The organism is Citrifermentans bemidjiense Bem (assembly GCF_000020725.1).
GTDB classification, from domain to species: Bacteria; Desulfobacterota; Desulfuromonadia; order Geobacterales; family Geobacteraceae; genus Geomonas; species Geomonas bemidjiensis.
Genome location: NC_011146.1, coordinates 3,280,473 through 3,305,862, shown reverse-complemented (window position 1 = coordinate 3,305,862; position 25,390 = coordinate 3,280,473). Strand labels below are relative to the sequence as shown.

The following is a 25,390-nucleotide window of genomic DNA, read 5'->3' as shown; positions in this document are numbered from 1 at the left end:
GGGATGGCATTTTGCGCAAGAGGACGTGGTAGTGCCATAGTACTGGGCGTGCTTTTGGGCGCCTACAGGGTGATTCCCGTCACTCGGCGCCGCCTGGTGGCACTTGTCGCAGTCGCTGGGCGAAGAATATGCGGCTCTGCCCCAGGCAGGAGTTGTGGTTTCGAAGTGACAGTTGACGTTGGAGCAGGTCTGCAACGTGGGCAGTGTCGTCTGGTTGAAAAACCTCGGCTTGTTATAGACCGAACGCAAAGGATGGGCGGAGCTGTTGATGTTGCTCGTCATGTTGATGAATCCATCTCGATGGGACGTCAGGAAGCTCCCGCTCCCGGCGTGACATTTCTCGCAGGATTGCTTCGAGGCAATGGACGGAGGGTTATGGGTTTCGTGGTTTCCCGTGAAGCCGCCGGTATCAGGGTTGCGGTACGGACTGTCAAGAGGGGGCATCCGGTGGCACTCGTCGCATGAGATTGGGTACTGGCTTTGCTGAGCATGCGATTCCAGAGGATTGGACAGGATCGATAGGGCGAGGATCGCGAAGGATGCCCACAAGTGCATGTATGTTCCCTTTGCCATTAAATGATAGCTCCTTGGATAAACATAATTAAAGGCGGGTTATGTTAGTACATCATTTTGACCTAAAAAGAAATGAAAAAATTGTAAATTACTAATTTATTAACCTCGCCTTCCGTATGTACCGGCCCGGCCAGCTTGATGCCACGGTCGGGTGGTTCTGGTCGTCGAACAAAAAAAATATCCCTGTAGGTTGTGGACAGTGGGGAATGATGTAGCATGTTGCATTAAGTAATTCACATTATGCGTATCGGGAGGTCCTATGCCACAAAAGACATCCAACGCCGATATGGTTCCCAAGACTGCACCGGTGTCACGTTCGTACACTGACGAGTTGCACGCTTACCTGTTGTCACTGCTGACTTCTCCTGTTGTCTACAGGGGGGCACGTGACCGCTTCCTCGAAAGCTACAATGGTTCCTTGCAAGGCGACCCCGAAAAAGTCGCCGCCTGCGAGGCGGATCGCAAGGAACTGAACCGCCAGCATCTCATGTTGCTGGGGCTTGCCAAGTTGGCGGCCACGCAAGACCCGACCGTGCCGGAGAAACTTGGGCTGGGACCGGTAGCGACGAAGACCAGCGCTGTCAAGTCGCGCTTGGCTAAACCGGAAAACTTCAAGCTGAAGTACGGTTCCAAAGACGGAGAAATGCTGGGGACAGTCTCGTCCGTCAAGGGCGCCAAGATGTTCGAGATATGGGGCTGCACGGGGGATCCGAACCTGGAGGAGAACTGGAGTCTATTGGCCGCAGCGCCGAACTGTACCGGTATTGTGGTAAAGGGGCTCACTCCCGGCACGAAGTATTGGTTCCGGATCAGGGCCATGCGCCACAATGAACTGGGCCCTTGGTCGAATTACATCACCCTCAGGTCGGTTTGATCCTGCCTCAACGGTTCCCAGGTGGAAGCATTCCATCTGGGAACCCCTCGAAAGTCCCCCCCTTAAGCTCTTCCCCCCCTCCTCAGGCTGTGCTGAACTAATGAAAAAAGTGCCGGGCACGTGCCGATTTAGAAGATTTGAGGCCTGATCTTGCGAATTGCGTGTCGGTTTCGTCGAATTGGCAGCCGGATTGATCGGATTTGAAAGAGAATCCGCTAAATCTGGAGCGGAATCGCCTGATTTGCCCAAAAATTTCATTAGATTCAGGGTTGATTCGCTGAAAAGGGGAGGGGTTGTGACGAATTGTGGGCAGGATTTGTCGAATCCGACGCGGGATTTGATAAACGATGAGTGGTAAACGGCACAAGAAAAGGCACCCGCCGAATAGGCCGGGTGCCTTCATGTTTGCATGCGTGCCGACAGGTGCTCGTCAGCTTTAGGGAAGCTCGGTGTCTCCCATCAGGAAACGGTCGCACTCGCGCGCTGCCCCGCGTCCTTCGTTGAAGGCCCAGACCACGAGGCTCTGGCCGCGGCGGCAGTCGCCGGCTGCGAACACGCCGGGGATGTTGGTGGCGTAGCGGCCGTAGTCGGCCTTGATGTTGCTGCGCCCGTCACGCTCAAGCCCGAGTGCCGCCGGCAGTTCCTGCTCGGGGCCCAGAAAGCCCATAGCCAACAGCACGAGGCTTGCCGGCCGGACCTCTTCGGTCCCCGGCACCGGGGTGGGGACGAACTGGCCCTGGGCGTTCTTCTCCCATTTCACCTGGACCGTGTGCACCGCCTTCACCTTGCCCTCCGCATCCCCTTCGAACTTGGTCGCGGTGGTGAGGAAAACGCGCGGGTCGGCGCCGAATTTCGCCGCAGCCTCCTCCTGCCCGTAATCGACCTTGTGGGTCTTGGGCCATTCCGGCCAACGGTTGTCATCGGCGCGGGTGTCGGGGGAACGGGGCATGATTTCCAGCTGGGTAACGGAGTTGCAGCCATGGCGCAGCGAGGTGGCCACGCAGTCGGTGCCGGTGTCGCCCCCGCCGATGATGATCACGTCTTTCCCTTGCGCCGAGATGAACTTGCTCCCTTTTTCCAGCACCGCCTTGGTGTTGGCGGTCAGGAAATCCATGGCGAAGCGGATACCCTGAAGCGAGCGCCCCTCGATGTTGAGGTCGCGGGGGAGGGTGGCGCCGGTAGCCATGACCACGGCGTCAAACTCGCTCTTGAGCTTCTCGACCGGGTAATCGGCCCCGCCGATGCTGGTGTTGCAGACAAAGGCGATCTGCTCCTGCTCCATGAGCCGGATGCGGCGCATGACGATGTTTTGCTTGTCCAGCTTCATGTTGGGGATGCCGTACATCAAAAGCCCCCCCGGAAGCGGCGCCCGTTCGAACACGGTCACCTGGTGCCCGGCCTTGTTGAGCTGCTCGGCCGCGGAAAGCCCTGCGGGGCCGGAGCCAACGACCGCCACCTTCTTGCCGGTGCGGACCTGCGGCAGGGTAGGGGTGACCCACCCTTCGTCCCAGGCGCGCTCGATGATGCTCACTTCTATGTTCTTGATGGTGACCGCAGGCTCGCTGGCACCCAGCGTGCACGACCCCTCGCACGGGGCGGGGCAGACCCGGCCGGTGAACTCGGGGAAGTTGTTGGTCCGCGAGAGCCTGTCGTACGCCTGCTTCCAAAGCCCGCGGTAGACCAGGTCGTTGAACTCGGGGATCAGGTTGTTGACCGGGCAGCCGCAGGCCATGCCGCTCACCAGCTTCCCGGTGTGGCAGAACGGGATGCCGCAGTCCATGCAACGGGCGCCCTGGGTGCGGAGCTTCTCCTCCGGCAGGTGCAGGTGGAACTCGTCCCAATCTTTGAGCCGCTCCAGCGGCTCGCGGTCCGACGGGAGTTCGCGAAGATATTCCATGAATCCGGTTGGTTTTCCCATAGCTCTATCCTATTCTCAAGATTTGCTCGTTAGTTTAGTGTGCGGCCGCGCCGGCATTCTCCTCGAATGCCGCTGTCAGGGCTTCGTCGCCGCTCAATCCGGCGGCTTTCGCCCGGGCGAGCGCCTGGAGTACACGCTTGTAGTCCCTCGGCATGACCTTGACGAATTTGCGTGCAAAGCTGCGCCAATCTGCGAGGATGGCGGCGGCCCGGCTGCTGCCGGTCATCTCCTTGTGCCGCTCGATCATCTCCCGGACCGTCTCCTGGTCCCGCTCGTCCAGCTGCTCAAGGTCCGCCATGTCGGTGTTGCAGTGGTCCTTGAACTGTCCCGCCTCATCCAGGACATAGGCGATGCCGCCGCTCATGCCGGCGGCGAAGTTCCTGCCGGTTTCGCCGAGCACCACCACTATGCCGCCGGTCATGTACTCGCAGCCGTGATCGCCGACACCTTCCACCACCGCGTTGACGCCGGAGTTGCGGACGCAGAAGCGCTCTCCCGCGATGCCGCTTAAGTAGGCGGTGCCGCTGGTGGCTCCGTACAAGGCGACGTTGCCGGCGATGATGTTCTCCTCTGCCTTGAAGTTGGAGCCGGCGGGAGGGTAGACCGCGATGGTGCCGCCGCTCAAACCTTTGCCCAGGTAGTCGTTGACGTCTCCGGAGAGCTCCAGTGTCATCCCTTTCGGGATGAAGGCGCCGAAGCTCTGGCCGGCCGAGCCGTGGAACTTGAGCCTGATGGTGTCGTCGGGTAGCCCCTCGGCACCATAGGCGCGGGTGACTTCGTTGCCGACGATGGTACCTACTACCCGGTCCACGTTGGTGATGGAGAGTTCGGCGCTGACCTTCTCCTTCTTCTCCAGGGCCGGCTTGCAGATATCAAGGAGCTTGGTGTAGTCGATGGATTTCTCCAGCCCGTGGTCCTGGGACTCGGTGCAGTAGCGGCTCCCCTTGATTGCCATCTGCGGCTGGTACAGGATTTTGCTGAAATCGAGTCCCTGGGCCTTCCAGTGCGCTACGGCGCGCTTGGGCTCAAGGCGGTTGGCGCGACCCACCATGTCGTTGAAGTTGCGGAAGCCGAGTTCGGCCATGATCTCCCGCACTTCCTGCGCGATGAAGCGCATGTAGTTGACGACGTACTCCGGCTTGCCGGCGAACTTGGCCCTCAAGACCGGGTCCTGGGTGGCGACGCCGGCCGGGCAGGTGTTGCTGTGGCAGACGCGCATCATGACGCAGCCAAGGGTGACCAGCGGCGCGGTTGCGAAGCCGAACTCCTCGGCACCAAGGAGCGCCGCGATGGCCACGTCGCGGCCAGTCTTCAGCTGGCCGTCGACCTCGACGATGATCCTGCTCCTGAGGTTATTGAGCACCAGGGTCTGGTGGGTTTCCGCGAGCCCGAGCTCCCAGGGGAGTCCCGCATGCTTGATGCTGGAGAGAGGCGAAGCGCCGGTGCCGCCGTCGTAACCGGAGATCAGGACGACGTCGGCGTGTGCCTTGGCAACGCCGGCCGCGATGGTGCCGACGCCGACCTCGGAGACCAGCTTGACGCTGATCCGGGCGCGGCGGTTGGCGTTCTTCAGGTCGTGGATCAGCTCCGCCAGGTCCTCGATGGAGTAGATGTCGTGGTGCGGCGGGGGCGATACGAGGCCTACCCCCGGGGTGGTGTGCCGGGTCTTTGCGACCCAGGGGTAGACCTTGCTACCCGGCAACTCGCCCCCTTCGCCCGGCTTAGCACCCTGCGCCAGCTTGATCTGCAGCTCGGAGGCGTTGGTCAGGTAGTTGCTGGTCACGCCGAAACGGCCGGAAGCGACCTGCTTGATGGCGCTGTTCTTGGAATCTCCCTGGTCGTTGGTCCAGGTGAAGCGTTCCGGGTCCTCGCCACCCTCGCCGGTGTTGGAGCGGCCGCCGATCCGGTTCATGGCGATGGCTAAGGCCTCGTGGGCCTCCTGGCTGATGGAGCCGTAGGACATGGCCCCGGTCTTGAACCGCTTCATGATCTCTTCAACGGACTCCACCTCTTCCAGGGGGACCGGGATCCTGATTTCGGTGTTGAAGTCCAAAAGCCCGCGCAGGGTGTAGATGCGCTCGTTCTGGTCGTCGATCAGCTTGGAGAAGACCTTGAACTCCTGGTAATCGCCGGTCTTGGTCGCCTTCTGCAGCGACTGGATGGTGAGCGGGTTGAAAAGGTGCTCTTCCCCCTCCTGGCGCCACTGGTACTGCCCGCCGGGGTCGAGCGACGGCTCGGCTGCGACCCGGTGAGGATACGCCTTGCGGTGGCGGTTCAAAAGTTCCTGGGCGATCCCTTCCAGGTCGATGCCGCCGATGCGGGAGGGGGTCCAGGTGAAGTACTTCTCGATGACCGAGTCGTGCAGGCCGACCGCTTCGCAAACCTGGGCGCCGCGGTAGCTCTGGATGGTGGAGATCCCCATCTTGGCCATGGTCTTGACGATTCCCTTGATCGAAGCCTTGATGAAGTTCTTGACGCCGGTCTTGTAGTCGAGCCCGGGGAGCATCCCCTGCTGGATCATGTCGTCGATGGACTCGAAGGCGAGGTAGGGGTTGATGGCGGTGACGCCGTACCCCAAGAGCACCGCGAAATGGTGCACCTCGCGCGGTTCGCCCGACTCCAGCACGATGGAGGCGTGGGTGCGGGTGGCGGTCCGGATCAGATGGTGGTGCAGACCTGCCACGGCCAACAGGGCCGGCAGGGCCGCATACTCCTCGCTGACGCCGCGGTCGGACAGGATCAGGATGGTGGTGCCGGTCTCGATCGCGTGGACGGCGGTGTTGAACAGGCTGTCAAGCGCCTTCTCCATCCCTTCGGCGCCGTCGGTAGCCTTGAACAAAAGCGACAGGGTGGTGCTCTTGAAGCCGGGGCGGTCCAGGTTCCTGAGCTTCTCGAACTCCTCGTTGCCGATGATCGGGTGCTCCAGGCGGATGACGCGGGCGCTCGAGGGGGTCGGCTTCAAAAGGTTCGACTCGGAGCCGATGCGGACCGCCGTCGCGGTGATGATCTCCTCGCGGATCGGGTCGATCGGCGGGTTGGTCACCTGGGCGAAGAGCTGCTTGAAGTAGTTGTACAGAAGCTGGGGCTTCTCCGAGAGGACCGCCAGCGGGGTGTCGGTTCCCATGGAGCCGAGCGGCTGGATGCCGTCGGTGGCCATCGGGCCGATGATGGTCTGCTGGTCCTCGAAGGTGTAGCCGAAGGATTTCTGCCGCTGCAAAAGCGGCGAATGCTCGACGAAAGGCGCCTTGGCGGCCTTCGGGATGTCCTGCAGCGAGTGGTGGTTCACCTTGACCCAGTCGGCGTAAGGCTTGGCCGAGGCCAGTTCCCCCTTTACCTCCTCGTCGGGGATGATGCGCCCCTGTACGGTGTCCACCAGGAACATCTTGCCCGGCTGCAGCCGTCCCTTCTTGATGATCTTTTCGGGCGGCACCTGCAGCACGCCGGCCTCGGACGCCATCACCACCAGGTCGTCGTCGGTCAGATAGTAGCGGCAGGGGCGCAGGCCGTTGCGGTCGAGGACTGCGCCGATGGTCCGGCCATCGGTGAAGGTGAGCGCGGCGGGGCCGTCCCAGGGCTCCATCAGGCAGGAGTGGTACTCGTAGAAGGCACGCTTCTCCTTGTTCATGGTTTCGTGGTTTTCCCACGGCTCCGGCACCATCATCATCATGGCGTGGGGGAGCGAGCGGCCGGACTGCACCAAGAGCTCAAGGCAGTTGTCGAACATGGCGGAGTCGGAACCGTTGGCGTCGATAACCGGCAGGAGCTTTTTCATGTCCTCGCCGAAGAGGTCGGAACTGAACATCGACTGCCTGGCGTGCATCCAGTTGACGTTGCCGCGCAGGGTGTTGATCTCGCCGTTGTGGGCCAGCATGTGGTACGGATGCGCACGGTCCCAGCTCGGGAAGGTGTTGGTGGAGAAACGGGAATGGACCACGGCGATGGCGGTCTGCACCGCTTCGTCGCGCAGGTCGGGGTAGTACTGGTCCAGCTGGGCCGGCATCAGCATACCCTTGTAAACTATGGTGCGGGTCGACATGCTGGAGAAGTACCACAAGGGATCGACCCCATTGTCGCGTATCTCATGCAGGGCGCGCTGCTTCACGACATAGAGCTTGCGGTTGAAGGCATCCTCGTCGGGGCAGGCGGCGTTGCGCTTGAAGAAAATCTGACGTACCAGCGGCTCGCCGGCCTTGGCGGTATCGCCAAGCAAGGAGTTGTCGGTCGGCACGACGCGCCGGCCGATCATTTCCATCCCTTCCTCCGCAACGATGCGCTGGAACAGGTGCTTCGCGGCGCTGCGTTCGGTAGCTTCGGGCGAGGTGAAGAGCATGCCCACGCCGTATTCGCCCGGCCCCGGCAGTTCGATGCCGGCCTCGGGGCATACCTTGCGGAAGAAAGCGTCGGGCATCTGAATCAGGATGCCTGCGCCGTCGCCGGTGTTGTGCTCGCTGCCGACCGCGCCGCGGTGGTCGAGGTTCGCCAGGACGGTTATCGCCTGCTGGACGATCTCGTGGGATTTCTTCCCCTTGATGTGGGTGACAAAGCCGACGCCGCAGGCGTCGTGCTCGAACTGGGGATCGTACATCCCTTGCTTCTTAGGTAAGCCGATTGTTTTCATGATTAAACCTTTGCGCGGTGGTTGTTGCTGCAATCAGATACGCATGCGTTAGCACCCACCGTGCCATTTTGGCGGGATATGAAGTTTAAAAAAAGTATACGCGCTAACTGGCTATTTTACGGTGGCGACTGTTGCGAGTGGCGTCGGAACTGCGGAGGGGCGGTCTGGTGGTGTTGATTACATGTGTCACTCAAATGAGTACTCAGCGCTGCATCGTTTCACGCAGCTTTCTGGCCAGGGATTGGATATCGAAAGGCTTCTGGATGAAGTGTCTCCCCCCTTCCACCACGCCACGTTGCGCCACCAGGTCTTTTGTGTAGCCGGACATGAATAGCACCTTGAGCCCCGGGCGAAACGACTCGATGGCATCGACCATCTCCTTGCCGTTCATGCCAGGCATCACCACGTCGGTGAGAATGACGTCGAGCTCGGCATCTTCCTTGCGGCAAAGGGCGATAGCCTCATCGGCGCCGGCCGCCTCGATGACGTGGTAGCCGATCTCCTTGAGTGTGTTGAGTGTTGTTCTGCGCACCAGCGGGTCGTCCTCGACCAATAGCACCGTTCCCGAACCGCTGAGCGAAACCTCTTCGTCTTTTGCCGCATCGACCGCGGCTCCGGAACACCTGGGGAAGTTTATCTGGAAGGTGGTTCCCTCACCCGGTTCGCTGTAGACGTTAATGAAGCCGTTGTGCTGCCTTACGATGCCGTAGACGGTGGCGAGCCCGAGCCCGGTCCCCTTGCCCACCTCTTTCGTGGTGAAAAAGGGCTCGAAAATCTGCGCCAGGGTCTCGCGGTCCATGCCGCAGCCGTTGTCGCTGACCGCAAGTTGCACGTATTCCCCAAGGGAGGCATCCAGGTGAAATTGGCTGTAGCTGCCATCCACCCGGACGTTTGCCGTTTCTATGGTGAGTACCCCCCCGTTGCCCATTGCGTCGCGTGCGTTCACCGCCAGGTTGACCAGGATCTGGTCCAGTTGCGTCGTATCCGCATCGATGGTCCAAAGGCCGGGCTCCGGATTGAAATTCATGCGGATGTCCTCGCCGATCAGGCGCCCCAGCGTCTTCTGCATCTCCGTGAAGTGCTCGTTCAGGTTCACCTCGCGCGGCGCGATGATCTCCTTTCGGGAGAAGGCGAGAAGCTGGCGGGTGATCTGGCTGGAGCGCTTCCCGGCCTGTACTATCTGTTCCAGGTCCTGCCAGACCGGGGTCCCCTCGGTAACGCAGCGCATCGCCAACTGCGCGCTCCCCAGGATGACGCTCAGCATGTTGTTGAAGTCGTGCGCCACTCCGCCGGCGAGCCTTCCGATCGACTCCATCTTCTGTGACTGGAAAAGCTGGGCTTGCAAAAGCTTCCTTTCGGTGATGTCCTCCTTGATGGCCAGGAAATGGGTGATGACGCCGTCCTTGTTCCGGATGGGGGAGATGGTTGCGTGCTCGGAGAAGAGTTCGCCATCCTTCTTCCGGTTCAGGAACTCCCCTTCCCAGACCTTGCCGGCCCGAATCGTCTCCCATAGTTTCCGCGATTTATCGATCGGCGCCTTTCCGGAGTTGAGGATGCTCGGGTTTTGGCCGAGCACTTCCCCGGGGGAGTAGCCGGTCAACTGGACGAACTTCGGATTGACGAATTCGATGCGCCCCTGGGTGTCGGTGATGACGATGGAAACCGGACTCTGCTCGACCACCTGGGACAGCTTGCGCAGAGCCTCTTCGTTGTGCTTTCGCTCGGTGATGTCCTGTATCACCCCGTCGATATAGATCAGTTCTCCCTCTTCGTTGAAGGCTGGACGGGTACTGAGATCGACCCAGATCCGGCTTCCGTCCTTGCGGCAGAATTCGACCTCGAAATTCTTCACATTTTGCCGCTGGAACATCATGGCGTAGAGTTCGTCGCGCCGCTGCGGGTCCACGTAGAGTTGCAGCCCTACGTTGACCACCCCTTCCAGCACTTCCTCGGGGGTGCTGTAGCCCAGTATGGCGGCCGTCGCCGGGTTGCAGGAAAGGAATTTCCCGTCGGGGGTGGTTTGGAAGATCCCTTCCATCGCGTTTTCGAAGATGCCCCGGTACTTCGCCTCGGCAAGGCGCTCCTGCTCAAGTGCTTTCTTCATCCCGGTGTAGAGGATCTGGTTTTCGATGGTGGAGGAGAGGAGCCCGACCAGGTTGCCGAGGCCGAAAAGGGCCTCCTCGCTGTCGCTGATCCTGCGGTAGAATTCCGCGTTTTCGGCGGAGTTTCCCACGGCAAGAAATGCTACGGGGTCGGTTCGGTTTCCCAAGGGGCAGATGAAATACTCGTGCATCAGCAGCAGGTCCCGGTGTTCGACAAGATCGGGCGACTGCGAATCTGTCGTGCAGATGCTGTAGTTGGCCCCGGCGAAAAGCGGGGTCAGGATGGCTGCCTGGCGGGAGAGGGTGAGGGAGGAAACGCCCTCTTTTTCCTGAGGGTAGTGGTAGCCGTCGCAGGCGCAGACCGCATAGGCGCCGCTGTTTTCGGTTTTCTGGAAGAAGAGCACCCGCTCGTAGTCGAGCCTGTTGATCACGTACTCGGTGGCGAGATCGAAGATCGCGGGGAGGTCGCGGCAGGTGTAGAGCCTTGAATTGAGATCGTAGAGCCCGCTGTATTCCTTAAGCTGCAGATCCAGTTTCTCCTGATAGTCGTAGAGCCTGCTTTCCGCTTTGACCAGGCGCTTGACCTGCCCGGAGAGGACCTCGTTTTCCTGCCGCAGCCTTTCCAGTTCCACCGTCAGCGTATCTCTATTCATTTTGTCCATGTACCCGACCGCCCGACCTTAGTAGACTACCGCTACGACTGAGGTGAAGTTGTGGAAGCAGTTGTACCTGCTGATCGGACCTATTTCCCCATAGGTATAAAAGCCGAGCCAGGGGAGGTCCTCGCCCAGGTCGCGCTGGAGGCATTTCACCAGGTCCATGCGTTCCTGCTCCTTGAATACGACCCGGCCCCGTCCCATGCACTCGAACTGCAGCACCAGTTTGGGCTTTTGTCCGGCAAGATCTTCTTTGATCTGCCGTGGAATGGACTTGAGGCCGTCCATCATCAGTTCCTTGTCGCGGCGGACGATCCAGAGGGGGGTTCCGTCCGTGACGTCGGACTGGATGGTGACGGAGCCTGCCTCGTCGTCCTTTGCCATTATGTACCGCACGTAGTACTCGTCGTACCGCTCCCTTAGGTGCTCCGGTGTCTTGAACCCGAGCCCGAGGTTCAGGGTCGCCTTGTTCCACTTGACCGCCCAGTCCTCGTCTACGTATTCCTTGAGCACATCCAAGGCCGGGGTCCCATCGATCTCGTAGATGATGTTTCCCTTGCTGCGCGTGATGGTGCGCTTCGCCCCGACCGGAACGCAGCCGTGGTTGATGCCCCAGGCGACGCGGCACCTGCCCGACATGACGATACAGCAGGCGCCTTGGCTCAATATCTCGCCGTCGTGGTACTGGTAGGTCCTGCGGGAAGCCCAGTTGTCCGCGGCGAGGCCTCCGAAGATCGGGAGCTTGGCGGAAGAGGGGAGAACCGACTCGAAGGCTGCCACAAAGGGATCGAAATCGAATGCCAGGCCGTCCGCCAGCAGGAAAAAGGCGCGGCTGTCGTCTGCCAGAAGCGGGGTGATCTGCGCTGCCAGCTTCTTGCCGGCCGCGCAAGGCTCTTCGCCTATCCCGGTGACGGAGGTGATGCCGAAGCTTACTTCGTCGGAGGCGATCACCATGACACCGACAGCGAAATTCGTTTCCACCACGGCATCCTGCACGATGATCCCCTCGCCGGAACAGCCGCAAAGAGGCGCCCCGGACGTCGCCTCGCGGATGGCGCCGATCAACTGCTGCTGGTGGTAGCCTACCGTGGCGAAGACGAGGACGAGGTCCGGCTTGGCGATGCCGGCCTGTTCCAGTGCCGTCCGGGCTGCCTCATTCCCGGCATCCATCGGGCTTTTCCGGGTGCTGAAGCCTATTCCAACTGACGTACCCATGGGTTTACTCCTGCTGCAGGCGCTCTCTACGAACCCCGCTGGCTCGACTGCTTGTTCCCTTGCCCGGAACTGCCTGTATTCCAGGGGCAAAAACGGATGAGCCATTCTAAGCCTCCCGCATCCTCAATGCAAGTGGGGAGGCCGTATACGAAAATAGCTGTTTGTCGAAAGACGGGAATAACGCAGATCGCCGCAGTTAAAGGTCTTGGCGACGGTTGACATGGTGAAGAGGGTTGTGGTAGGTAGATTTAAAAGGGGGGCATCCTCAACGGATGCCCCCTTTTGTGTGCGCAGGGGGGGATCTTCGGAAATGTCAAAAAACGGAAAGCTGAAAAAAGCGCAGAATGTGGAAAAACGTCGGCTGCAGATGGAGGAAGCGCTGGAATGTCTTCCCCTGAAACAAGCAGCCGGGCAGCCGATTGAGATTGTGCAGAGTGTGCAGAGTGTGCAGAGCTTGCCGACTTTGACGGTGGTCAAGAGACAACCGAAGCAATGTTCTTTCGTTCACTGCCAACGCTACCTTGACCCCTCGTGTACCGTCTGCCCCTACTGTGGTCATATAATCGCCGACTGAAACCGCCCCGCGCAGCCACCCTCCTGCCTTTTCCCACTCCTTATTTCGCGTCGCCGATCTCGACCCCGTTATTTACTTGGCCGGCTGGACCATCCCCCCCTCTGTATCCTTCTCCGCATCGGGCCTCAAGAAGGAAGAACCCGGGGTGAAGACGCCTGTCCAAGGCCTGGGGCGGACGTTTCGAAGATCGAGTTTGAAGTCTGAGGGAGTGGGATCGCCTGAGCAGTCGTAGGTTCTTCCGTCGCTGTTGGGAGGACAGCAGACCCAGAGGCAGGGGCCTGCTGCGTCGCGATAGCCAAGGAGCAGTTCCTCCTGGCCGCAATGCATCCGCACTGGCGGTTTCGTTCCCGGCCCGCACTGGTTGAGACCGATGAGCGCGAAGGCAGGGGACGCGCTAGATAAGGCGAAGGTGGCGATGCCAAAAAGCAGGGAACAAGGTCGCATGCTGGACCTCCTTTAAGCCTGATGGGGTTCGGGCTCGAACACGACAAATTATATGCGGAAGGGGCGGAGCTGCAATCGTTGTTCAGGGGCGTTCGGGGGAGGTGCCGCAGGTTTGGCGCCGGATAAAAAAGGGCGGCCTATTGGCCGCCCGCTCTTAATATCGTCAATTGTGGTTTTCAAACCTTACCATTTGCCGTGACGGCTTTTTTCGGTTTCCAGATGACTCTCCACGTTTTTTTCGGCTTTGCCGACGTTTTTCTGCACTTTACCGGCTATCTTTTCGGCCTTGCCTTCGCTTTCCAGCGAGACGTTACTGAAAATCTTACCGGCTGTTTCTTTTACTTTACCTTTGGCTTCGTGTAACGCACCCTTTGATGTATCTTTCGTGCTGGATCTCATGACTTACCTCCAGGCTTTCGCCGTTACTACTTCGGCTCATTTATTTCCCTGTCGTTACTACAAGCTCATTTTACCACGATGCCGGCTTTAAGGTATACCTCTTCTTTGGAGCTGGAACTTACGCAGGTGCGGGACGATGCAAACCATTTGAACAGGGATGAAGGGGATAAACGGGATAACCGCGAACTCAACAAACTTTCGGAACCGACGACAACTTTTGCTTTATCAATTTAATCCCGACATCCTAGTGGATAAGACTCATGTATTTCACATCGGCTGTCGAGTCTCCTCAAGAGGCCGCTCTCTTGGAGGTCGTGAATAAATTACCTTTGACATTGCCGAAGACCTGAAATAATCTCCGTGGCCGTGCTGTCGGCTTTTGATGGTTCTGCACGTTGCGGCCAATGATTCTGTAACTGTCGGCGAGGATACAATGCTCAAGAACGGGATGCTTGTGGTGTCGATGCTGTTTGTCTTTTGCTGTCCGCTTGTGTCACATGCGCAATCTGACGAAGCTGCGATGATGACTACGGCCAAGGCGCATTACCAGGACGTCACTCCTGCTGTCGCTGCAGTCGCCACGCCTGCTCCCGTACTCTCGGTTCCGGTCGCTCTGCCTGTCGATGCCGTAAAGGGGGAGGAAACAGAAACAGCCTGCCGGGATACCTCTGCAAGCGTCCCGGGGACCTATGCCATAGAAGTTGGAGAGTTTATCGGGAAGAACGCTCTCGTTAAGGGGAAAAAGGCGGTTAAAAAGGCGGGGCTTATGCCGGTTGTCGGGCCCGGCGGCCAGAAAGTGGAAGTGATGTTGCGGATCCAAGTGGGTGAATTCAGCGACGAAGGCGCGGCAAGGAAAATGCTGAACAAGCTGCGGAAGGTAAGTGCCGACCTGTTCATGCTCAAGGACAAAGGCGGGACCTTCCGTGTCTATGCAGGGTCCTATTTCGAGCACCAGGCTGCTCTCGACGAACAGAAGCGTCTTTCCGGCAAGGGGATTCGGTCGGAGCTGAAAGAGGCAACGGTTCCTGTTTCGACCTACGTCATCAACGCCGGCTGTTTCGCTACCGAGCAGGTGGCCAAGGAGAAACTGGCTGAGTTGGAGCGCCTGGGATTGAAAGGGAAGGTGCTCCCCCCTCAATAAACCGCCTCCTCTAAGCGGCGACATTTCCGGTAGCAATAACTAGAAAAGGCATCCGGCCTTATAGCCGGATGCCTTTGTCGTTTTGCGACCTTGTTCCGTCTGCGCGCTTTAGGCGCCGGCGGGGAGGACGGAGGGCTCGAAGTCGTAGGTGGCGAAGTAATCCTCCACGGTCTCGGCCCTTCTTATCAGCTCGACGCGACCGTCGGCGCGCAGCATCAGCTCCTTGGGACGCAGGCGGCCGTTGTACTGGAACCCCATGGCGTGGCCGTGGGCGCCGGAATCATGGATGACAAGGATGTCGCCGTCCTCGATCGGCTGGAGTTCGCGCTGTACCGCGAATTTGTCGTTATTCTCGCAAAGCGAACCGACCACGTCGTAGATCTCGGTTTTCGGGTCCCGGTCCTTGCCGAGGACGTCGATATGGTGGTAGGCGCCGTAAAGGGCAGGGCGCATCAGCGCGGACATACAGGCGTCGACGCCGATGTACCTGCGGTAGGTGTCCTTGCTGTTGATGGCGGTAGTGACCAGGGCGCCGTGGGGGCCGGTCATGAAGCGGCCGCTTTCCATGAACATCGCGGGTGCGTGGCCGTGGCGCTTGCGGAAGCCGTCGAAGAGCTCGGTGACCTCGGCCGACATCCTGGCCAGATCGAGCGTCTTTTGTTCCGGACGATAGGGGATGCCGAAGCCGCCGCCGATGTTGACGAACTCGAACTTGATGCCCAAAGCAGCTTCGACTTCCTCGGCTACCTCGAGTACCATGCGCGCGGTCTCGACGATGTAGGTGTAGTCCAGCTCGTTGGAGGCTACCATGGTGTGCAGGCCGAAGCGGGTGGCGCCGCGCTCCTTCGCCTGGCGGTAGGCCTCTACGACCTGTTCGTGCGAAACGCCGTACTTCGCCTCTTCGGGGTTGCCGATGATCACGTTGCCGGTGCGGCGCGGTCCCGGGTTGTAGCGGAAGCAGATCATCTCCGGGAAGTGCGGCACCTTTTCGATGAGGGAGATGTCGTCGAGGTTCATGATGCACCCGCCGTCCTGGGTAGCGAAATCGAACTCTTCCTGGCTGGTGTTGTTGGAGGTGAACATGATGTCTTCAGGCCTTGCCCCGAGTTCGCGGGCGAGGATCACCTCGGGAATGGAGCTGCAGTCGAAACCGAAGCCCATCTCTTTCATGAGCTTCAGAATTTCGCGGTTGGGAAGCGCCTTTACCGCAAAGAACTCGCGGAACCCGGGGATGCCGGAGAAGGCCTTGACCAGCTGCGCGCCGGTTTCCCTGATGCCGGATTCATCGTAGATGTGGAACGGGGTCTGGAAGTGCTGCTGGATCTGCGGGATGCGGGGGAACAGGCGGTCCTTGAAAGAAGCTGACATCGGCATTGAATAGGTCTCCTCTGGCTTTATTAATTGCTCTTCGCTGCGTCGCTTGTTAAAGGTCTCGCTCGGCATGCACCAGATCGACCCTTCTGGTTTCCTTTACGGTCTCCAGGACGATCTGGGTGCGGGTCGACTTGACCCCCTTGAGCGGCTGGATCTGGTGGCGCAAAATCCGGGCAAGGGTCGCGTTGTCGGCGGTTCTCAGCTTCACCAGGAAACCGTCCGGACCGACCACCTGGTGCACCTCCTGGACGGAAGTCATGCCGGCTAGCGCCTCGGCCGTCTCGCTGGAATTCCCTTCCGCTTCTATGAAAACGAAGGCGGCTAACCCCTGGTGAAAACAAACGGGGTTCAGCCTTACTTCGTACCCCTCTACGATGCCGCGTTCCTCCAGCTTCCGGATCCGCTCTAAGACGGCAGAAGGAGCCATACCGACTTGCCGGGCAACCTCGGCGTTCGGGATCCGAGCTTTCTCCTGAAGGATTTCCAGTATGTGAATGTCTATGTCGTCAATCATTCTCGTTTACACCGCCTAGGGCGAATTGTATTCGCTGTTATGCCAGTTGTAAAGAATTTTTTGATGCCAGACACCCCATACTGTCAAACCTTCACCCGTGGCGGTCCTTATTCTTTTAAATGTTAGAAATTACCATTAAAGCCAAGGGTTTTGTTGCCGATAAGGGAGAAAAATCGGCAGTTCGTTGACAACAGCTCCTACAGGTGCAAACATGAATATTTTCTTAGATGTTTATCTGCGACTGAAAATCAAGACACGGATACTCTTTCTCTCCGCCTGCTACAGTTTCTGCATCATTGCAGCAGTCATAGTGGGGAGATCCTTCTCCGCTTCAATCGCCATCATCTCGACCACAGTTTTCGTGATACTCGGCATCATCTTCAGCGCGCTCCTTTACTGGACGGTCAACGACGCACTAGCCCGGATCCAGGGATATTTGGCCAAGATGACCGAGGGAGATCTGACCCAGAAAATCGCCCCGAAACGCAACAACGAAATCAGCACCATCATCCGCTCCATAGGTTCGCTGCAAGACACCTTGCGGGAAATAGTCTCCCAGATATCCCATACCTCCGAAGACCTCACCAAGGCTTCCCGGCAAGTACATTCCAGCGCCACGCAGATCGCTGCCGGAACCGAAGACGTCGCCTCCCAGACCAACGCCGTTGCCGTGGCGAGCGAGGAGATGGCTGCAACCTCGGGAGACATAGCGCAAAACTGCATGAGGGCCGCTACCAACTCCAGCCAGGCGACGGACACCGCGCAGTCCGGAGCCAACGTCGTGCATCAGACCCTCGAGGGGATGGAAGTGATAGCTGCCCGGGTAAAGGATGCCGCCGGAACCGTCGAAGGATTGGGGGCACGTTCGGATCAGATCGGAGAAATCGTAGGGACCATCGAGGACATCGCGGACCAGACCAACCTGCTGGCGCTCAATGCCGCCATCGAAGCTGCAAGGGCAGGGGAGCAGGGGCGCGGATTTGCGGTGGTGGCCGACGAAGTGCGCGCCCTTGCGGAGCGCACCACGCGCGCCACGCGCGAGATCGGAGAGATGATCAAGGCGATCCAGACCGAGACCAGACACGCCGTAACGGCGATGGAAAGCAGCGTCACCGAGGTGGAGAAAGGGACGGGGTACTCGAGGAAATCCGGGGAGGCCCTCGAGGAGATCACCGGAAAGATCTCCGAGGTCACCATGCAGATCAACCAGATCGTGACGGCTGCGGAGCAGCAGACAGCCACCAGCGGGGAGATCTCTCGCAACGTCCAGCAGGTGACCGAGGTCATCCAGCGCAACGCCCATGAAACCGCCGGCGCCGTCACCGCTGCGGCAACGCTTTCCTCTCAGGCCGATCAACTGGAGCGCCTGGTGCGACAGTTCCACCTCTAAAAAATAATCAGCTGCGCCTGTACCATCGCTGCATGGTACCGGCGCAGCCGAACTCTTTTCGAGCCACCCCACCCATCGATCCTCGACTTTCTACCCCGCCTTCTCTGCTGCGCCCCCTTCAAAGACAGATGGATTCTTGAGAAACTTCCCAGGTCCCAAGATCGAAGTGCGACCGTCAGGTTGACTACTGCAAAATTATCCCTATAGTTGTCGGCGTCTTAAAATAAACTAACAGTGGAGGCGTTATGATCAAGAGGATCTTGGTACTGTCAGTGGCATGTGTGTCGTTCGCGTCGGTCGTGACGGCAGCACCGAAAAAGCAGACTGTTCAGCCGGCCAAGCAGGTGATTCTTACCCCGGACCAGTTGGAATGGAAGAGCGGCCCGGCAGAGCTTCCGACCTCGCAGATGGCGGTCCTGGACGGTGACCCGAAGAAGAGCGGGTACTTCGCTGTGCGTCTCAAACTCCCCGCCGGTACCACCATAGCCCCCCATTTCCACGAGGGGGTGGAGCGGGTAACGGTGATTTCCGGGACTGTCAAACTCGCCATGGGGAAGACGCCGGATAATCCGACGGTGCTTCCGGCCGGAAGCTATTTCGCCCTTGCGCCCAGGACGGTTCACAACGCTTGGGTGGACCAGGAAACGGTCCTGCAGATCGCTACCAATGGACCGTGGAGCCTGAAACTGGTGGATCAAGGCGGGAAAAAAGGGCAGTAGTCAGCGCCAGAGGGAGTCGGGGAGCCGTCCGCGGCCGCTGAAGAGCTCCAGGTACTCCGGCTCTTCCAGGAACGCCAGCACACCTGTACCCAATTCGATGCTGCGGTCGTCGAGACCACTGGATTTGAGGGCCTTGCCCAGGGTGGAAAAGGCCTCGTCGTAGGCTGCCTGCCTCAGCAGGTCGGCGGGGACCAGGCGGGGGTCGTCAGTGATGATGGGGGAGAAGGCCTTGCGGCAGCAATCAGCATCCAGTGAGGCTGCGCCCCGGCAGGCCAGCGGGCGCACCTCGTGGATGCAGCAACTGCCGTAGCTGTCGAGAAAGGGGCAGACGGCGCGCTTGATGATTCTTTCCTCGTCGTCCATCCAGCGCGTCCACGAACGGTGGGCAGACAGTGTGCGCTGCAGATGGCTAAGCTCCGACGGCGGGAGCGTTTTGCGCAGCCGCATAGCTATCAGTATGGCCTCCGGAAGCAGTACCGCCACGTTGAGAACGCAGCAGGAAGGACAACCGGGAGCACAGGCCATGGGGCGCCCGGCGCAGACCTTCTCGGCGGCAGCGCTGCATGCGGTCAATGCCTCATTTAACGACAGGAGACTCGGTTCCCGGCCCAGTGTCTCCTGCAGCTTTTCCCGCAATGCTGCAGCGAATCGTTCAGCCTGCCACGTCATCTCGCCCATAATGCCCACCCCGTCGTTGGATGCCGCCGGTTGGTTTTCTGTTGAAGAGTGTATAGCTTAGGTTGCGATCCCGCAATCTTTGCCAGGGCATCACGCGAAAAGGCACCTGGAATTCCAAGTGCCTTTCTGTCCGAGATCGCTGCAGCGCCGGCGGCGCTTCCGCCTCGCTAGCTTTTGAAGCGGGAGTTCTTCTTGAAATGCCGGAAGCAGGCTTCCAGGCGCTGCTGTTGTGCCGGGACCAGGGGGTTGAATTCAAGGCCGCAGGCGGCACCCTCATGGTTGGTACGGAGCCACACCACCCGCGCAGCGATCTTGAGCGGCTCCTGTTGCTCGAATTCGTCCAGGGAAGTGCCGGGAGTCATCAGTTCCACCTCGACGAGTTGCCCCTCTTTGAGGCCGGCCTGCGCGGCGATGCGCAGCTGGAGCCCGGTCATGCTGAAATCGCTGGTAATTCCCTGGATCTCCTGCTGCGAGCCTGCCTCGCGCATCACGGCCAGAAGCCCGTTGTTCGCGCGCGGGTACTGCCGCTGCTCGCGCGCGGAACGCTCGATTTCGGTTTCGGTACTGAAGGTGAAGTTGTCCAGCAGGCGGTTGAACTGCTTGGTGACGGCGTTGAGGTCCCCGCTGATGGTGGCGGTGACCCCGATCTTGGCCCCGTTGTCCTTTATGGTGTGGAAGAGCGATTCCTGGCTTTGCTGCAACTGCGTGAGCCGCTCCATCTGCGATTTGCTCGCATCGGAGATGCGCCGGCTGGCCGCGGAGGTCTCGCGGACGGAGGAGGCCATGCTCTGTATTATCTGGGCCGTCTGCAGGGTCTTTTGCTCGCCGCCGTTGACGCGTTCGACGATCCGTTCCATGGTCCCCATGGTAGCGGTTACCTGTTCCGCCAGGGACGAGATGATCCTGGTGATCTCTTGGGTCTCCCTCGAGGTACGTGTGGCGAGATTGCGGACCTCGTCGGCCACTACGGCAAAGCCGCGACCCTGTTCTCCTGCCCTTGCGGCCTCGATGGCGGCATTGAGCGCCAAAAGGTTGGTCTGGTCCGCTATGTCCGTGATGCTGGCGATGATCTTGTGGATCTCCTCCGCCACCTGGTTCAACCCCGAAGTCTCTTCCGCTGCGCGGTTTACCTCGGTGACCGTTAAACGCATCTGGTCGATGTTCTGGTTGGTGGCGTCAAGGCCTTGTTCGGCCTCCTTTTCGGTCACCAGGGATTCGTTCAGCATCATATCGGAGAGTTCGCGCACCGATGAAGAAATCGTGAGCACCTCGCCGGTTGCTTCGGAAACCTGCAGCACCTGCGCTTGCTGTGCCTTGGTGCTATCGGCTATCTCGTTGGAGATCTCGGAAATCTGAAAGGAAGACTGTTCCATCTGCAGGCTGGCGCCGTGGATGTTGCGCAGCACCTCGGTCTGGTTGCCGACCATCTTGCGCATGGCGTGGAGGAGTTTGCTGATCTCGTTGGTGCGCTTGATTACGATCTCCTGGCTGAGGTTCCCCTGTGCCAGCGTCTCCAGGTTGTTGATGGTCCGCGCGATCGCACTGGTGATGCCCCAGATGTTGATGCCGCCGAATAGCGCGCCCATGGCGATGAACAAAATCGTCAGTCCCCACTGCCAGATCTGTGAGTCGAGTGAACCTGCAACTGTTGCAGCGACGATGCACAAGCTGTAGCACAGGCATAAAATCATCAACCTGGTCTTGATGGTGAGACAGAGATAGTAGTGCCAGATAGTTTCCATGCAGCGGGAACTCCTTTCTGTTTTGATCGTCGCGCGTCTTTGCGCATTACACAAGAAAGAAGCCCGCCGCGTACTTTTCAAAAGGGAAGGCATAACGCATAAGAGAGTCTATCTTGCTACCTATTAGGTTCGGCGAGAAAGACTATGACTTTAATAAAAACTGTATACAGTCTCGATTGAGGGTCGTTCGTGCGTTTGCAGAGGGGTATAGCGAGCTTGGCGGGTGCGCCTTGGGAAAAGAAAAAGGCGCCCTGTCTGTTTCACGGGCGCCTTCGAAGTCGGCGAATGCGATTTTGGGGAAAGGCGGCAACTCCGCCCGAGGCGCCTATCAGGCTCCGGCGCCCTTGGCTGCCTCGGCGTTGCAGCGCTCCACCGAATCCCTGAGCCACTTTATTTCTTCGGGGTGGAACTGTTTGGAGAACTCGGTCCCGACGTTCAAAGCCCAGTGCAGGGGGGGCGTGGTGTTCTGGGCCAACAGGAATCCCGGCGCTTCTATGAACTTCCCTTCCTCGCCGGCCCAGGCCTTCAGCCGCTCCAGCGAGCTGAATATCATCAGGTAATCGTTTCCTTCAGCCTCGGTGATAACCGGAATGACTCCCGCCGTATCGTCCTGCTGCTGGTCGTTGTTCAGGATGGGAACGAAAAAGGCGGAGTTGAGAAAGAGATCGTAAAAGGCCGACTGCTTCTTCTGGTCCCGCATGTCCTGGCGCAGTTCGACCAGCGCCTCGTCTAGTTTTTCCATCGTGGTTCCTTTGTCTTAGGTGAACGTGTGTTGTTTTGTCTTCGGGAAACATACTAAACCGCAAAAAGCATTACAAGCATAATATCGGCCTTCGTGCGGCGGCCGGGGGAGGGGGGCATCCGGTCCGGCGCCTGGGCGGGGGCGACGCGTTCGTTGCCCAAGAGACGGGAGGATGCTTCCCTTGATAGCGGGTATGATAGAATTCCAATCTTGCGCCGGCGCTTCGCCCCTTGCTGCCGGGGAATCCGCTGTACACGTTCCGGCCGAAGGAGTCTCTCTTGACAGTGTCAAACGATACGAACCAGCTCGCGCCGAGCCCCTTCTTCATAGTCATGAACGCCGGCTCCGGAGACAAGGACGCGGTCCAAAGGGAGGATGCCATCCGCAGCGTCCTTGCCGCGGGGAAGCGTCCTTACCGCCTGTGGCGCGTAAGCGACATAAGGCGGCTGCCGGAGGCGGCGCGGGAGGCCGTGTTGCTCGCACGGCAGCAGCAGGGAACCGTCGTCGCCGCGGGGGGGGACGGGACCATCAACGCCGTGGTCCGGGAGGTGCTCCCTTCGGGGTCTCCCTTCGGCGTACTCCCCCAGGGTACCTTCAACTATTTCAGCCGCGCCCACGGGATCCCGCTCGATACCGAAGAGGCCTGTTCCTTGCTGTTGCACGGGGTGCTGCGGCCGGTGCAGGTCGGGCTGGTGAACCAGCGCCCGTTCCTGGTGAATGCAAGCCTGGGCCTTTACCCCAAGCTGCTGGAAAAACGAGAGGTTCATAAGCAGAGATTCGGGCGCAGCAGGTTCGTTGCTGCGCTGTCGGGCCTTGCGACCTTGCTGGCTCCGCCACCGCGGCTGGTGCTGGCCCTCGACGACGGCGCTGGGAGCGACGTGGTGCACATCTGCACCCTGGTAGTCGACAACAACCTGCTGCAACTGCGGCAGGTGGGGCTGCCTGAGGCGCGCGCCGTGCAGCAAGGGGAACTGGCGGCGATCGCGGTGAAGGCTCAAGGGGTGGGACAACTGATCTCAGCCCTGGCACTGGCCGTGCTGGGAAAGCTGGGGGAAGCGGATGCCGTCGAGTCCTTTTCCTTCAAGAGGCTTTCGGTGAAACCGCTGCACGGCGGCAGGCGCATCAAGGTGGCAACGGACGGCGAGGTTACCTGGATGGTTCCTCCGCTGGTGTTCCAGGCAGCACCCGACTCGCTGCTGCTCGTCGTCCCCCGTTCCAAAACGGTGGGGGGAGAGGGGGGGTGAGTGCCATCTTGCATATATCCGACACCCACTTCGGCACGGAAATTCCGGCCGTGGCCGAGGCGCTGCTGCAATTGGCCGGCGACCTGCACCCGGATCTCCTGGTGCTCTCAGGGGACGTCACCCAGCGCGCCCGCGGCTGGCAGTTCAAAGCGGCTGTCGACTTTCTGGAGCGTATGCCCGTGCCGCACCTCTTGGTGATCCCCGGGAACCATGACCTCCCTCTTTTCAACATCCTAGGGCGGGTTTTCTCACCCTACGGCAATTTTCAACGCAGCTTCGGCCGCAACCTGGAGCCGGTATTCGAGTCGCAAGAGCTCCTGGTAGTGGGGGCCAACACGACGCGCCCTTCGCGCCACAAGCACGGTGAAGTGTCGCCCCGGCAGATCGAGACGGTGAGCCGCCGTCTCCAGGCGGGCTCGCCCCGGCAACTGCGAGTCGTAGTGGCGCACCAGCCCGTGCGCGCCACCCGGCAAAGCGATGTGAAAAATCTGTTGAGAAACCACCAGTCCGCCATCCACGCCTGGGCCGAAGCCGGCGCCGACTTGATCCTCGGGGGACACGTTCATCTCCCGCATGTGCGCCTCCTGAAGGAAGTCCACGGGATTCCCCGCGCGGTCTGGTCCGTCCTTGCCGGGACCGCCGTTTCCCGCCGGGTCCGCGGCGATATTCCCAACTCGGTCAACCTGATCCGCTACCGCAAAGAAGATGAGCCGCGCAGTTGCCTGGTCGAGCGCTGGGACTACGATGCCCGCGGAGTTTTTTGTCTTGCCGGACGGGAGATCCTTCTCCTTCAATAGGTGATGCATTCGGTGCCTTAGTCCCGCCCCTTTTTTCTCGTCAAAACCGGTGCAGCTCGCTTACAATGGGTTGGCATGTTAAGTAGTTAAGGAGAGGAATGCGCATGCGTTATGTCATAGGGAGGCGAGGCGGCAGGCAGGTGAAGAACGAGGTGCTGCGCTTGATACTCATAGGCGTCGGCTGGGTTTCCATTGCTTGCGCGGTTATCGGTTTGTTCCTTCCCCTGGTACCGAGCGTGCCTTTCCTGCTGCTGGCTGTGTTCTGCTTCTCAAGGAGCTCTGAGAAATTTCATACATGGCTTGTCGAACATCGTCACCTTGGCCCGATCTTGAAGGACTATCTGGTGCACGGCGGAATTTCACGCAAGGCAAAGGCATGCGCTGTCTGTGCTATCTGGATCTCGTTCCCGGTGACGGCATGGTTCGTCGAGAGCACCTGGGCAAAGTTGCTGCTCCTTACCATCGCGGCGGTCGTCACGGTTTATCTCCTGCTGCTGCCGCCTGTTCCCACACCGGGGGGGCGACGCCGATAAACCTGAAACCTGAGACGGTAAACCACAGCAAACAAAAGAGGGCGTCCCTGACCTGGGGCGCCCTCTTTAAGTTAAACGGTCAGGGAGCCTCGCCCCTGCACCGCCAGTTTATTTTTTGTGCCGCAAGGTCGACTTGATTTTGCGGATCTCCTTGTGCATCTGCTGCATGTCGCGCTCGATGCCGAGCACGTTCAGGCGCAGCTCGGTGATCTGCATGGCGAGCTTTTCGTTGGAGGGGATCTCTTTCTGTGCCGCGATAGTGGAGGGAGCCGTGTCGGCTACTTGCGTTGCCGGCGCCTCGGCGACCTGAGTCGGGGCAGCGGCGAGCGCCCAGCCCCCGATGTATCCGTTGAGCTTGCCGTCTTGCGAGGAGACTTTGACCCATCCGCCCGAGCACTGCTCCGCCGTTACTTTGGTGTCCTTTTTGATGATCGCCACTACCTTGGCCTTTTTGCTGGGGCTCTTTCTGAGCCTCATCTCCGGTGCAGTTACGGTGCAGACCGTGCTGCTCTCAGCCACGGCGGGGACTGCAAACGCAGCGACGGCTGCTGCTGCAAGAATGATACTGCGGATGTCTTTTCTCATGACTTCTCCTTTGCTATTAGATTGCAGGCCATTCGGTCGATGCTGAATCGCGTTTGCCGATCATATGCACCTGACAGTTCGCTTTCCAAAACTGGCAGGAGATGGTGGCTCTATTGAAACAAATATTTTTTAATGGTCAAGATAATAACTACATTATGAGAATTGTTCAATAGAAAAAATCGGTCTATCTCAGGCTCGCCTGCTGCACAGCGGCAACCTGGTGCGCTTGCTTTAGCTTAATGCTATCTATTTTCCGCATGACCCTGTTGTACTGGGCGATAGTGACATGATCCTGCGTCAGCTCCCGTCTTGCCAGGGCGGCTATCTCTGCGTCATGCTCCATAGCTGCATGCAGTTTCGCGTAGTCATAGCTGGATATCTCGCATTTATCGTGCTCGGCGATGTCCCTGAAACCTGGATTGGCAGCGAGCAGTCCAATTATTGAGACGAACAGTACCAAAATAAACGGCGCTTTTTCCATTTTCATCCTTTCACGACCAGCACCTGGCGGCCTTCAAAAAACCCCATTATGCTTATTCACAGGGGTTCGCTGCAAGT

20 protein-coding genes and 1 pseudogene are annotated in these 25,390 nt (G+C 59.5%); 7 read left to right on the top strand and 14 right to left on the bottom strand.

Annotated elements, in window-relative coordinates:
• Window positions 1-54 precede the first annotated feature (54 nt).
• Window positions 55-282 (bottom strand): annotated as a pseudogene (locus GBEM_RS22100) (CxxxxCH/CxxCH domain c-type cytochrome); the annotation flags it as partial.
• Between the two features lie 550 nt (window positions 283-832).
• Here GBEM_RS22100 and GBEM_RS14315 point away from each other — a divergent pair.
• Window positions 833-1,447 carry a fibronectin type III domain-containing protein gene (locus GBEM_RS14315; RefSeq protein ID WP_012531298.1) on the top strand — a complete coding sequence of 205 codons (615 nt, stop codon included), beginning with the start codon at window positions 833-835 and terminating at the stop codon, window positions 1,445-1,447.
• A 436-nt stretch (window positions 1,448-1,883) separates the two neighbouring features.
• Here GBEM_RS14315 and GBEM_RS14310 read toward each other — a convergent pair whose 3' ends face one another.
• The 6 genes from GBEM_RS14310 to GBEM_RS14280 form a co-directional block, all read right to left on the bottom strand.
• Window positions 1,884-3,365, bottom strand: coding sequence for a glutamate synthase subunit beta (locus GBEM_RS14310; RefSeq protein WP_012531297.1), 1,482 nt, complete (start codon window positions 3,363-3,365; stop codon window positions 1,884-1,886).
• Between the two features lie 34 nt (window positions 3,366-3,399).
• Window positions 3,400-7,950 (bottom strand): glutamate synthase large subunit, encoded by a 4,551-nt coding sequence (gene gltB, locus GBEM_RS14305; RefSeq protein WP_226373868.1) that lies wholly within the window; start codon window positions 7,948-7,950, stop codon window positions 3,400-3,402.
• Between the two features lie 235 nt (window positions 7,951-8,185).
• Window positions 8,186-10,738, bottom strand: a complete 2,553-nt coding sequence (locus GBEM_RS14300; RefSeq protein WP_226373867.1) for a hybrid sensor histidine kinase/response regulator — start codon at window positions 10,736-10,738, stop codon at window positions 8,186-8,188.
• Between the two features lie 27 nt (window positions 10,739-10,765).
• Window positions 10,766-11,956, bottom strand: a complete 1,191-nt coding sequence (locus tag GBEM_RS14295) for an FIST signal transduction protein (protein WP_012531294.1) — start codon at window positions 11,954-11,956, stop codon at window positions 10,766-10,768.
• A gap of 646 nt (window positions 11,957-12,602) precedes the next feature.
• A complete protein-coding gene (locus GBEM_RS14285) occupies window positions 12,603-12,974 on the bottom strand; it encodes a hypothetical protein (RefSeq protein ID WP_012531292.1) in 372 nt (123 codons plus the stop codon).
• Between the two features lie 183 nt (window positions 12,975-13,157).
• Complete coding sequence (locus GBEM_RS14280) at window positions 13,158-13,373, bottom strand: CsbD family protein (RefSeq protein ID WP_012531291.1); 216 nt, start codon at window positions 13,371-13,373, stop codon at window positions 13,158-13,160.
• A gap of 520 nt (window positions 13,374-13,893) precedes the next feature.
• Between GBEM_RS14280 and GBEM_RS20455 the strand changes: the two genes are divergently transcribed.
• Window positions 13,894-14,514, top strand: coding sequence for an SPOR domain-containing protein (locus GBEM_RS20455; protein WP_169308688.1), 621 nt, complete (start codon window positions 13,894-13,896; stop codon window positions 14,512-14,514).
• Between the two features lie 108 nt (window positions 14,515-14,622).
• Here GBEM_RS20455 and lysA read toward each other — a convergent pair whose 3' ends face one another.
• Both lysA and GBEM_RS14265 read right to left on the bottom strand, forming a co-directional pair.
• Window positions 14,623-15,882, bottom strand: a complete 1,260-nt coding sequence (lysA, locus tag GBEM_RS14270) for a diaminopimelate decarboxylase (protein WP_226373866.1) — start codon at window positions 15,880-15,882, stop codon at window positions 14,623-14,625.
• A gap of 55 nt (window positions 15,883-15,937) precedes the next feature.
• The gene (locus GBEM_RS14265; protein ID WP_012531288.1) at window positions 15,938-16,402 is read right to left on the bottom strand and encodes an Lrp/AsnC family transcriptional regulator; all 465 of its coding nucleotides are present in this window, start codon (window positions 16,400-16,402) and stop codon (window positions 15,938-15,940) included.
• A gap of 211 nt (window positions 16,403-16,613) precedes the next feature.
• Between GBEM_RS14265 and GBEM_RS14260 the strand changes: the two genes are divergently transcribed.
• Complete coding sequence (locus tag GBEM_RS14260; RefSeq protein WP_012531287.1) at window positions 16,614-17,792, top strand: methyl-accepting chemotaxis protein; 1,179 nt, start codon at window positions 16,614-16,616, stop codon at window positions 17,790-17,792.
• Window positions 17,793-18,037: 245 nt separating this feature from the next.
• Window positions 18,038-18,511, top strand: a complete 474-nt coding sequence (locus tag GBEM_RS14255; RefSeq protein ID WP_012531286.1) for a cupin domain-containing protein — start codon at window positions 18,038-18,040, stop codon at window positions 18,509-18,511.
• On the opposite strand, the gene GBEM_RS14250 is transcribed toward GBEM_RS14255, so the two are convergent.
• The 3 genes from GBEM_RS14250 to GBEM_RS14240 all read right to left on the bottom strand — a co-directional run bounded on the left by GBEM_RS14250 (window position 18,512) and on the right by GBEM_RS14240 (window position 21,673).
• Window positions 18,512-19,189, bottom strand: coding sequence for a YkgJ family cysteine cluster protein (locus tag GBEM_RS14250; protein ID WP_012531285.1), 678 nt, complete (start codon window positions 19,187-19,189; stop codon window positions 18,512-18,514).
• Window positions 19,190-19,356: 167 nt separating this feature from the next.
• The gene (locus tag GBEM_RS14245) at window positions 19,357-20,931 is read right to left on the bottom strand and encodes a methyl-accepting chemotaxis protein (protein WP_012531284.1); all 1,575 of its coding nucleotides are present in this window, start codon (window positions 20,929-20,931) and stop codon (window positions 19,357-19,359) included.
• 328 nt (window positions 20,932-21,259) lie between these two features.
• A complete protein-coding gene (locus GBEM_RS14240) occupies window positions 21,260-21,673 on the bottom strand; it encodes an SseB family protein (RefSeq protein WP_012531283.1) in 414 nt (137 codons plus the stop codon).
• 284 nt (window positions 21,674-21,957) lie between these two features.
• Between GBEM_RS14240 and GBEM_RS14235 the strand changes: the two genes are divergently transcribed.
• The 3 genes from GBEM_RS14235 to GBEM_RS14225 all read left to right on the top strand — a co-directional run bounded on the left by GBEM_RS14235 (window position 21,958) and on the right by GBEM_RS14225 (window position 24,247).
• Complete coding sequence (locus GBEM_RS14235; RefSeq protein WP_041262782.1) at window positions 21,958-22,917, top strand: diacylglycerol/lipid kinase family protein; 960 nt, start codon at window positions 21,958-21,960, stop codon at window positions 22,915-22,917.
• Window positions 22,914-23,714, top strand: coding sequence for a metallophosphoesterase family protein (locus GBEM_RS14230; protein WP_012531281.1), 801 nt, complete (start codon window positions 22,914-22,916; stop codon window positions 23,712-23,714). Before GBEM_RS14235 ends, GBEM_RS14230 begins: the two co-directional genes overlap by 4 nt.
• A 104-nt stretch (window positions 23,715-23,818) precedes the next feature.
• Window positions 23,819-24,247: a YbaN family protein gene (locus GBEM_RS14225; protein ID WP_012531280.1), complete on the top strand. Its 429-nt coding sequence runs from the start codon at window positions 23,819-23,821 to the stop codon at window positions 24,245-24,247.
• 108 nt (window positions 24,248-24,355) lie between these two features.
• Here GBEM_RS14225 and GBEM_RS14220 read toward each other — a convergent pair whose 3' ends face one another.
• Both GBEM_RS14220 and GBEM_RS14215 read right to left on the bottom strand, forming a co-directional pair.
• Complete coding sequence (locus GBEM_RS14220; RefSeq protein WP_012531279.1) at window positions 24,356-24,832, bottom strand: SH3 domain-containing protein; 477 nt, start codon at window positions 24,830-24,832, stop codon at window positions 24,356-24,358.
• A 184-nt stretch (window positions 24,833-25,016) separates the two neighbouring features.
• Window positions 25,017-25,313: a hypothetical protein gene (locus GBEM_RS14215; RefSeq protein WP_012531278.1), complete on the bottom strand. Its 297-nt coding sequence runs from the start codon at window positions 25,311-25,313 to the stop codon at window positions 25,017-25,019.
• Window positions 25,314-25,390 lie beyond the last annotated feature (77 nt).

Coding starts and splice junctions, on each gene's coding strand:
- GBEM_RS14220 (WP_012531279.1), bottom strand. CDS start 24,832: ATGAGAAAAGACATCCGCAGTATCATTCTTGCAGCAGCAGCCGTCGCT.
- GBEM_RS14295 (WP_012531294.1), bottom strand. CDS start 11,956: ATGGGTACGTCAGTTGGAATAGGCTTCAGCACCCGGAAAAGCCCGATG.
- gltB (WP_226373868.1), bottom strand. CDS start 7,950: ATGTACGATCCCCAGTTCGAGCACGACGCCTGCGGCGTCGGCTTTGTC.
- GBEM_RS14260 (WP_012531287.1), top strand. CDS start 16,614: ATGAATATTTTCTTAGATGTTTATCTGCGACTGAAAATCAAGACACGG.
- GBEM_RS14225 (WP_012531280.1), top strand. CDS start 23,819: ATGCGTTATGTCATAGGGAGGCGAGGCGGCAGGCAGGTGAAGAACGAG.
- GBEM_RS14250 (WP_012531285.1), bottom strand. CDS start 19,189: ATGGGCGAGATGACGTGGCAGGCTGAACGATTCGCTGCAGCATTGCGG.
- GBEM_RS20455 (WP_169308688.1), top strand. CDS start 13,894: ATGATGACTACGGCCAAGGCGCATTACCAGGACGTCACTCCTGCTGTC.
- GBEM_RS14245 (WP_012531284.1), bottom strand. CDS start 20,931: ATGGAAACTATCTGGCACTACTATCTCTGTCTCACCATCAAGACCAGG.
- lysA (WP_226373866.1), bottom strand. CDS start 15,882: ATGTCAGCTTCTTTCAAGGACCGCCTGTTCCCCCGCATCCCGCAGATC.
- GBEM_RS14300 (WP_226373867.1), bottom strand. CDS start 10,738: ATGAATAGAGATACGCTGACGGTGGAACTGGAAAGGCTGCGGCAGGAA.
- GBEM_RS14240 (WP_012531283.1), bottom strand. CDS start 21,673: ATGGAAAAACTAGACGAGGCGCTGGTCGAACTGCGCCAGGACATGCGG.
- GBEM_RS14285 (WP_012531292.1), bottom strand. CDS start 12,974: ATGCGACCTTGTTCCCTGCTTTTTGGCATCGCCACCTTCGCCTTATCT.
- GBEM_RS14310 (WP_012531297.1), bottom strand. CDS start 3,365: ATGGGAAAACCAACCGGATTCATGGAATATCTTCGCGAACTCCCGTCG.
- GBEM_RS14280 (WP_012531291.1), bottom strand. CDS start 13,373: ATGAGATCCAGCACGAAAGATACATCAAAGGGTGCGTTACACGAAGCC.
- GBEM_RS14315 (WP_012531298.1), top strand. CDS start 833: ATGCCACAAAAGACATCCAACGCCGATATGGTTCCCAAGACTGCACCG.
- GBEM_RS14255 (WP_012531286.1), top strand. CDS start 18,038: ATGATCAAGAGGATCTTGGTACTGTCAGTGGCATGTGTGTCGTTCGCG.
- GBEM_RS14265 (WP_012531288.1), bottom strand. CDS start 16,402: ATGATTGACGACATAGACATTCACATACTGGAAATCCTTCAGGAGAAA.
- GBEM_RS14215 (WP_012531278.1), bottom strand. CDS start 25,313: ATGGAAAAAGCGCCGTTTATTTTGGTACTGTTCGTCTCAATAATTGGA.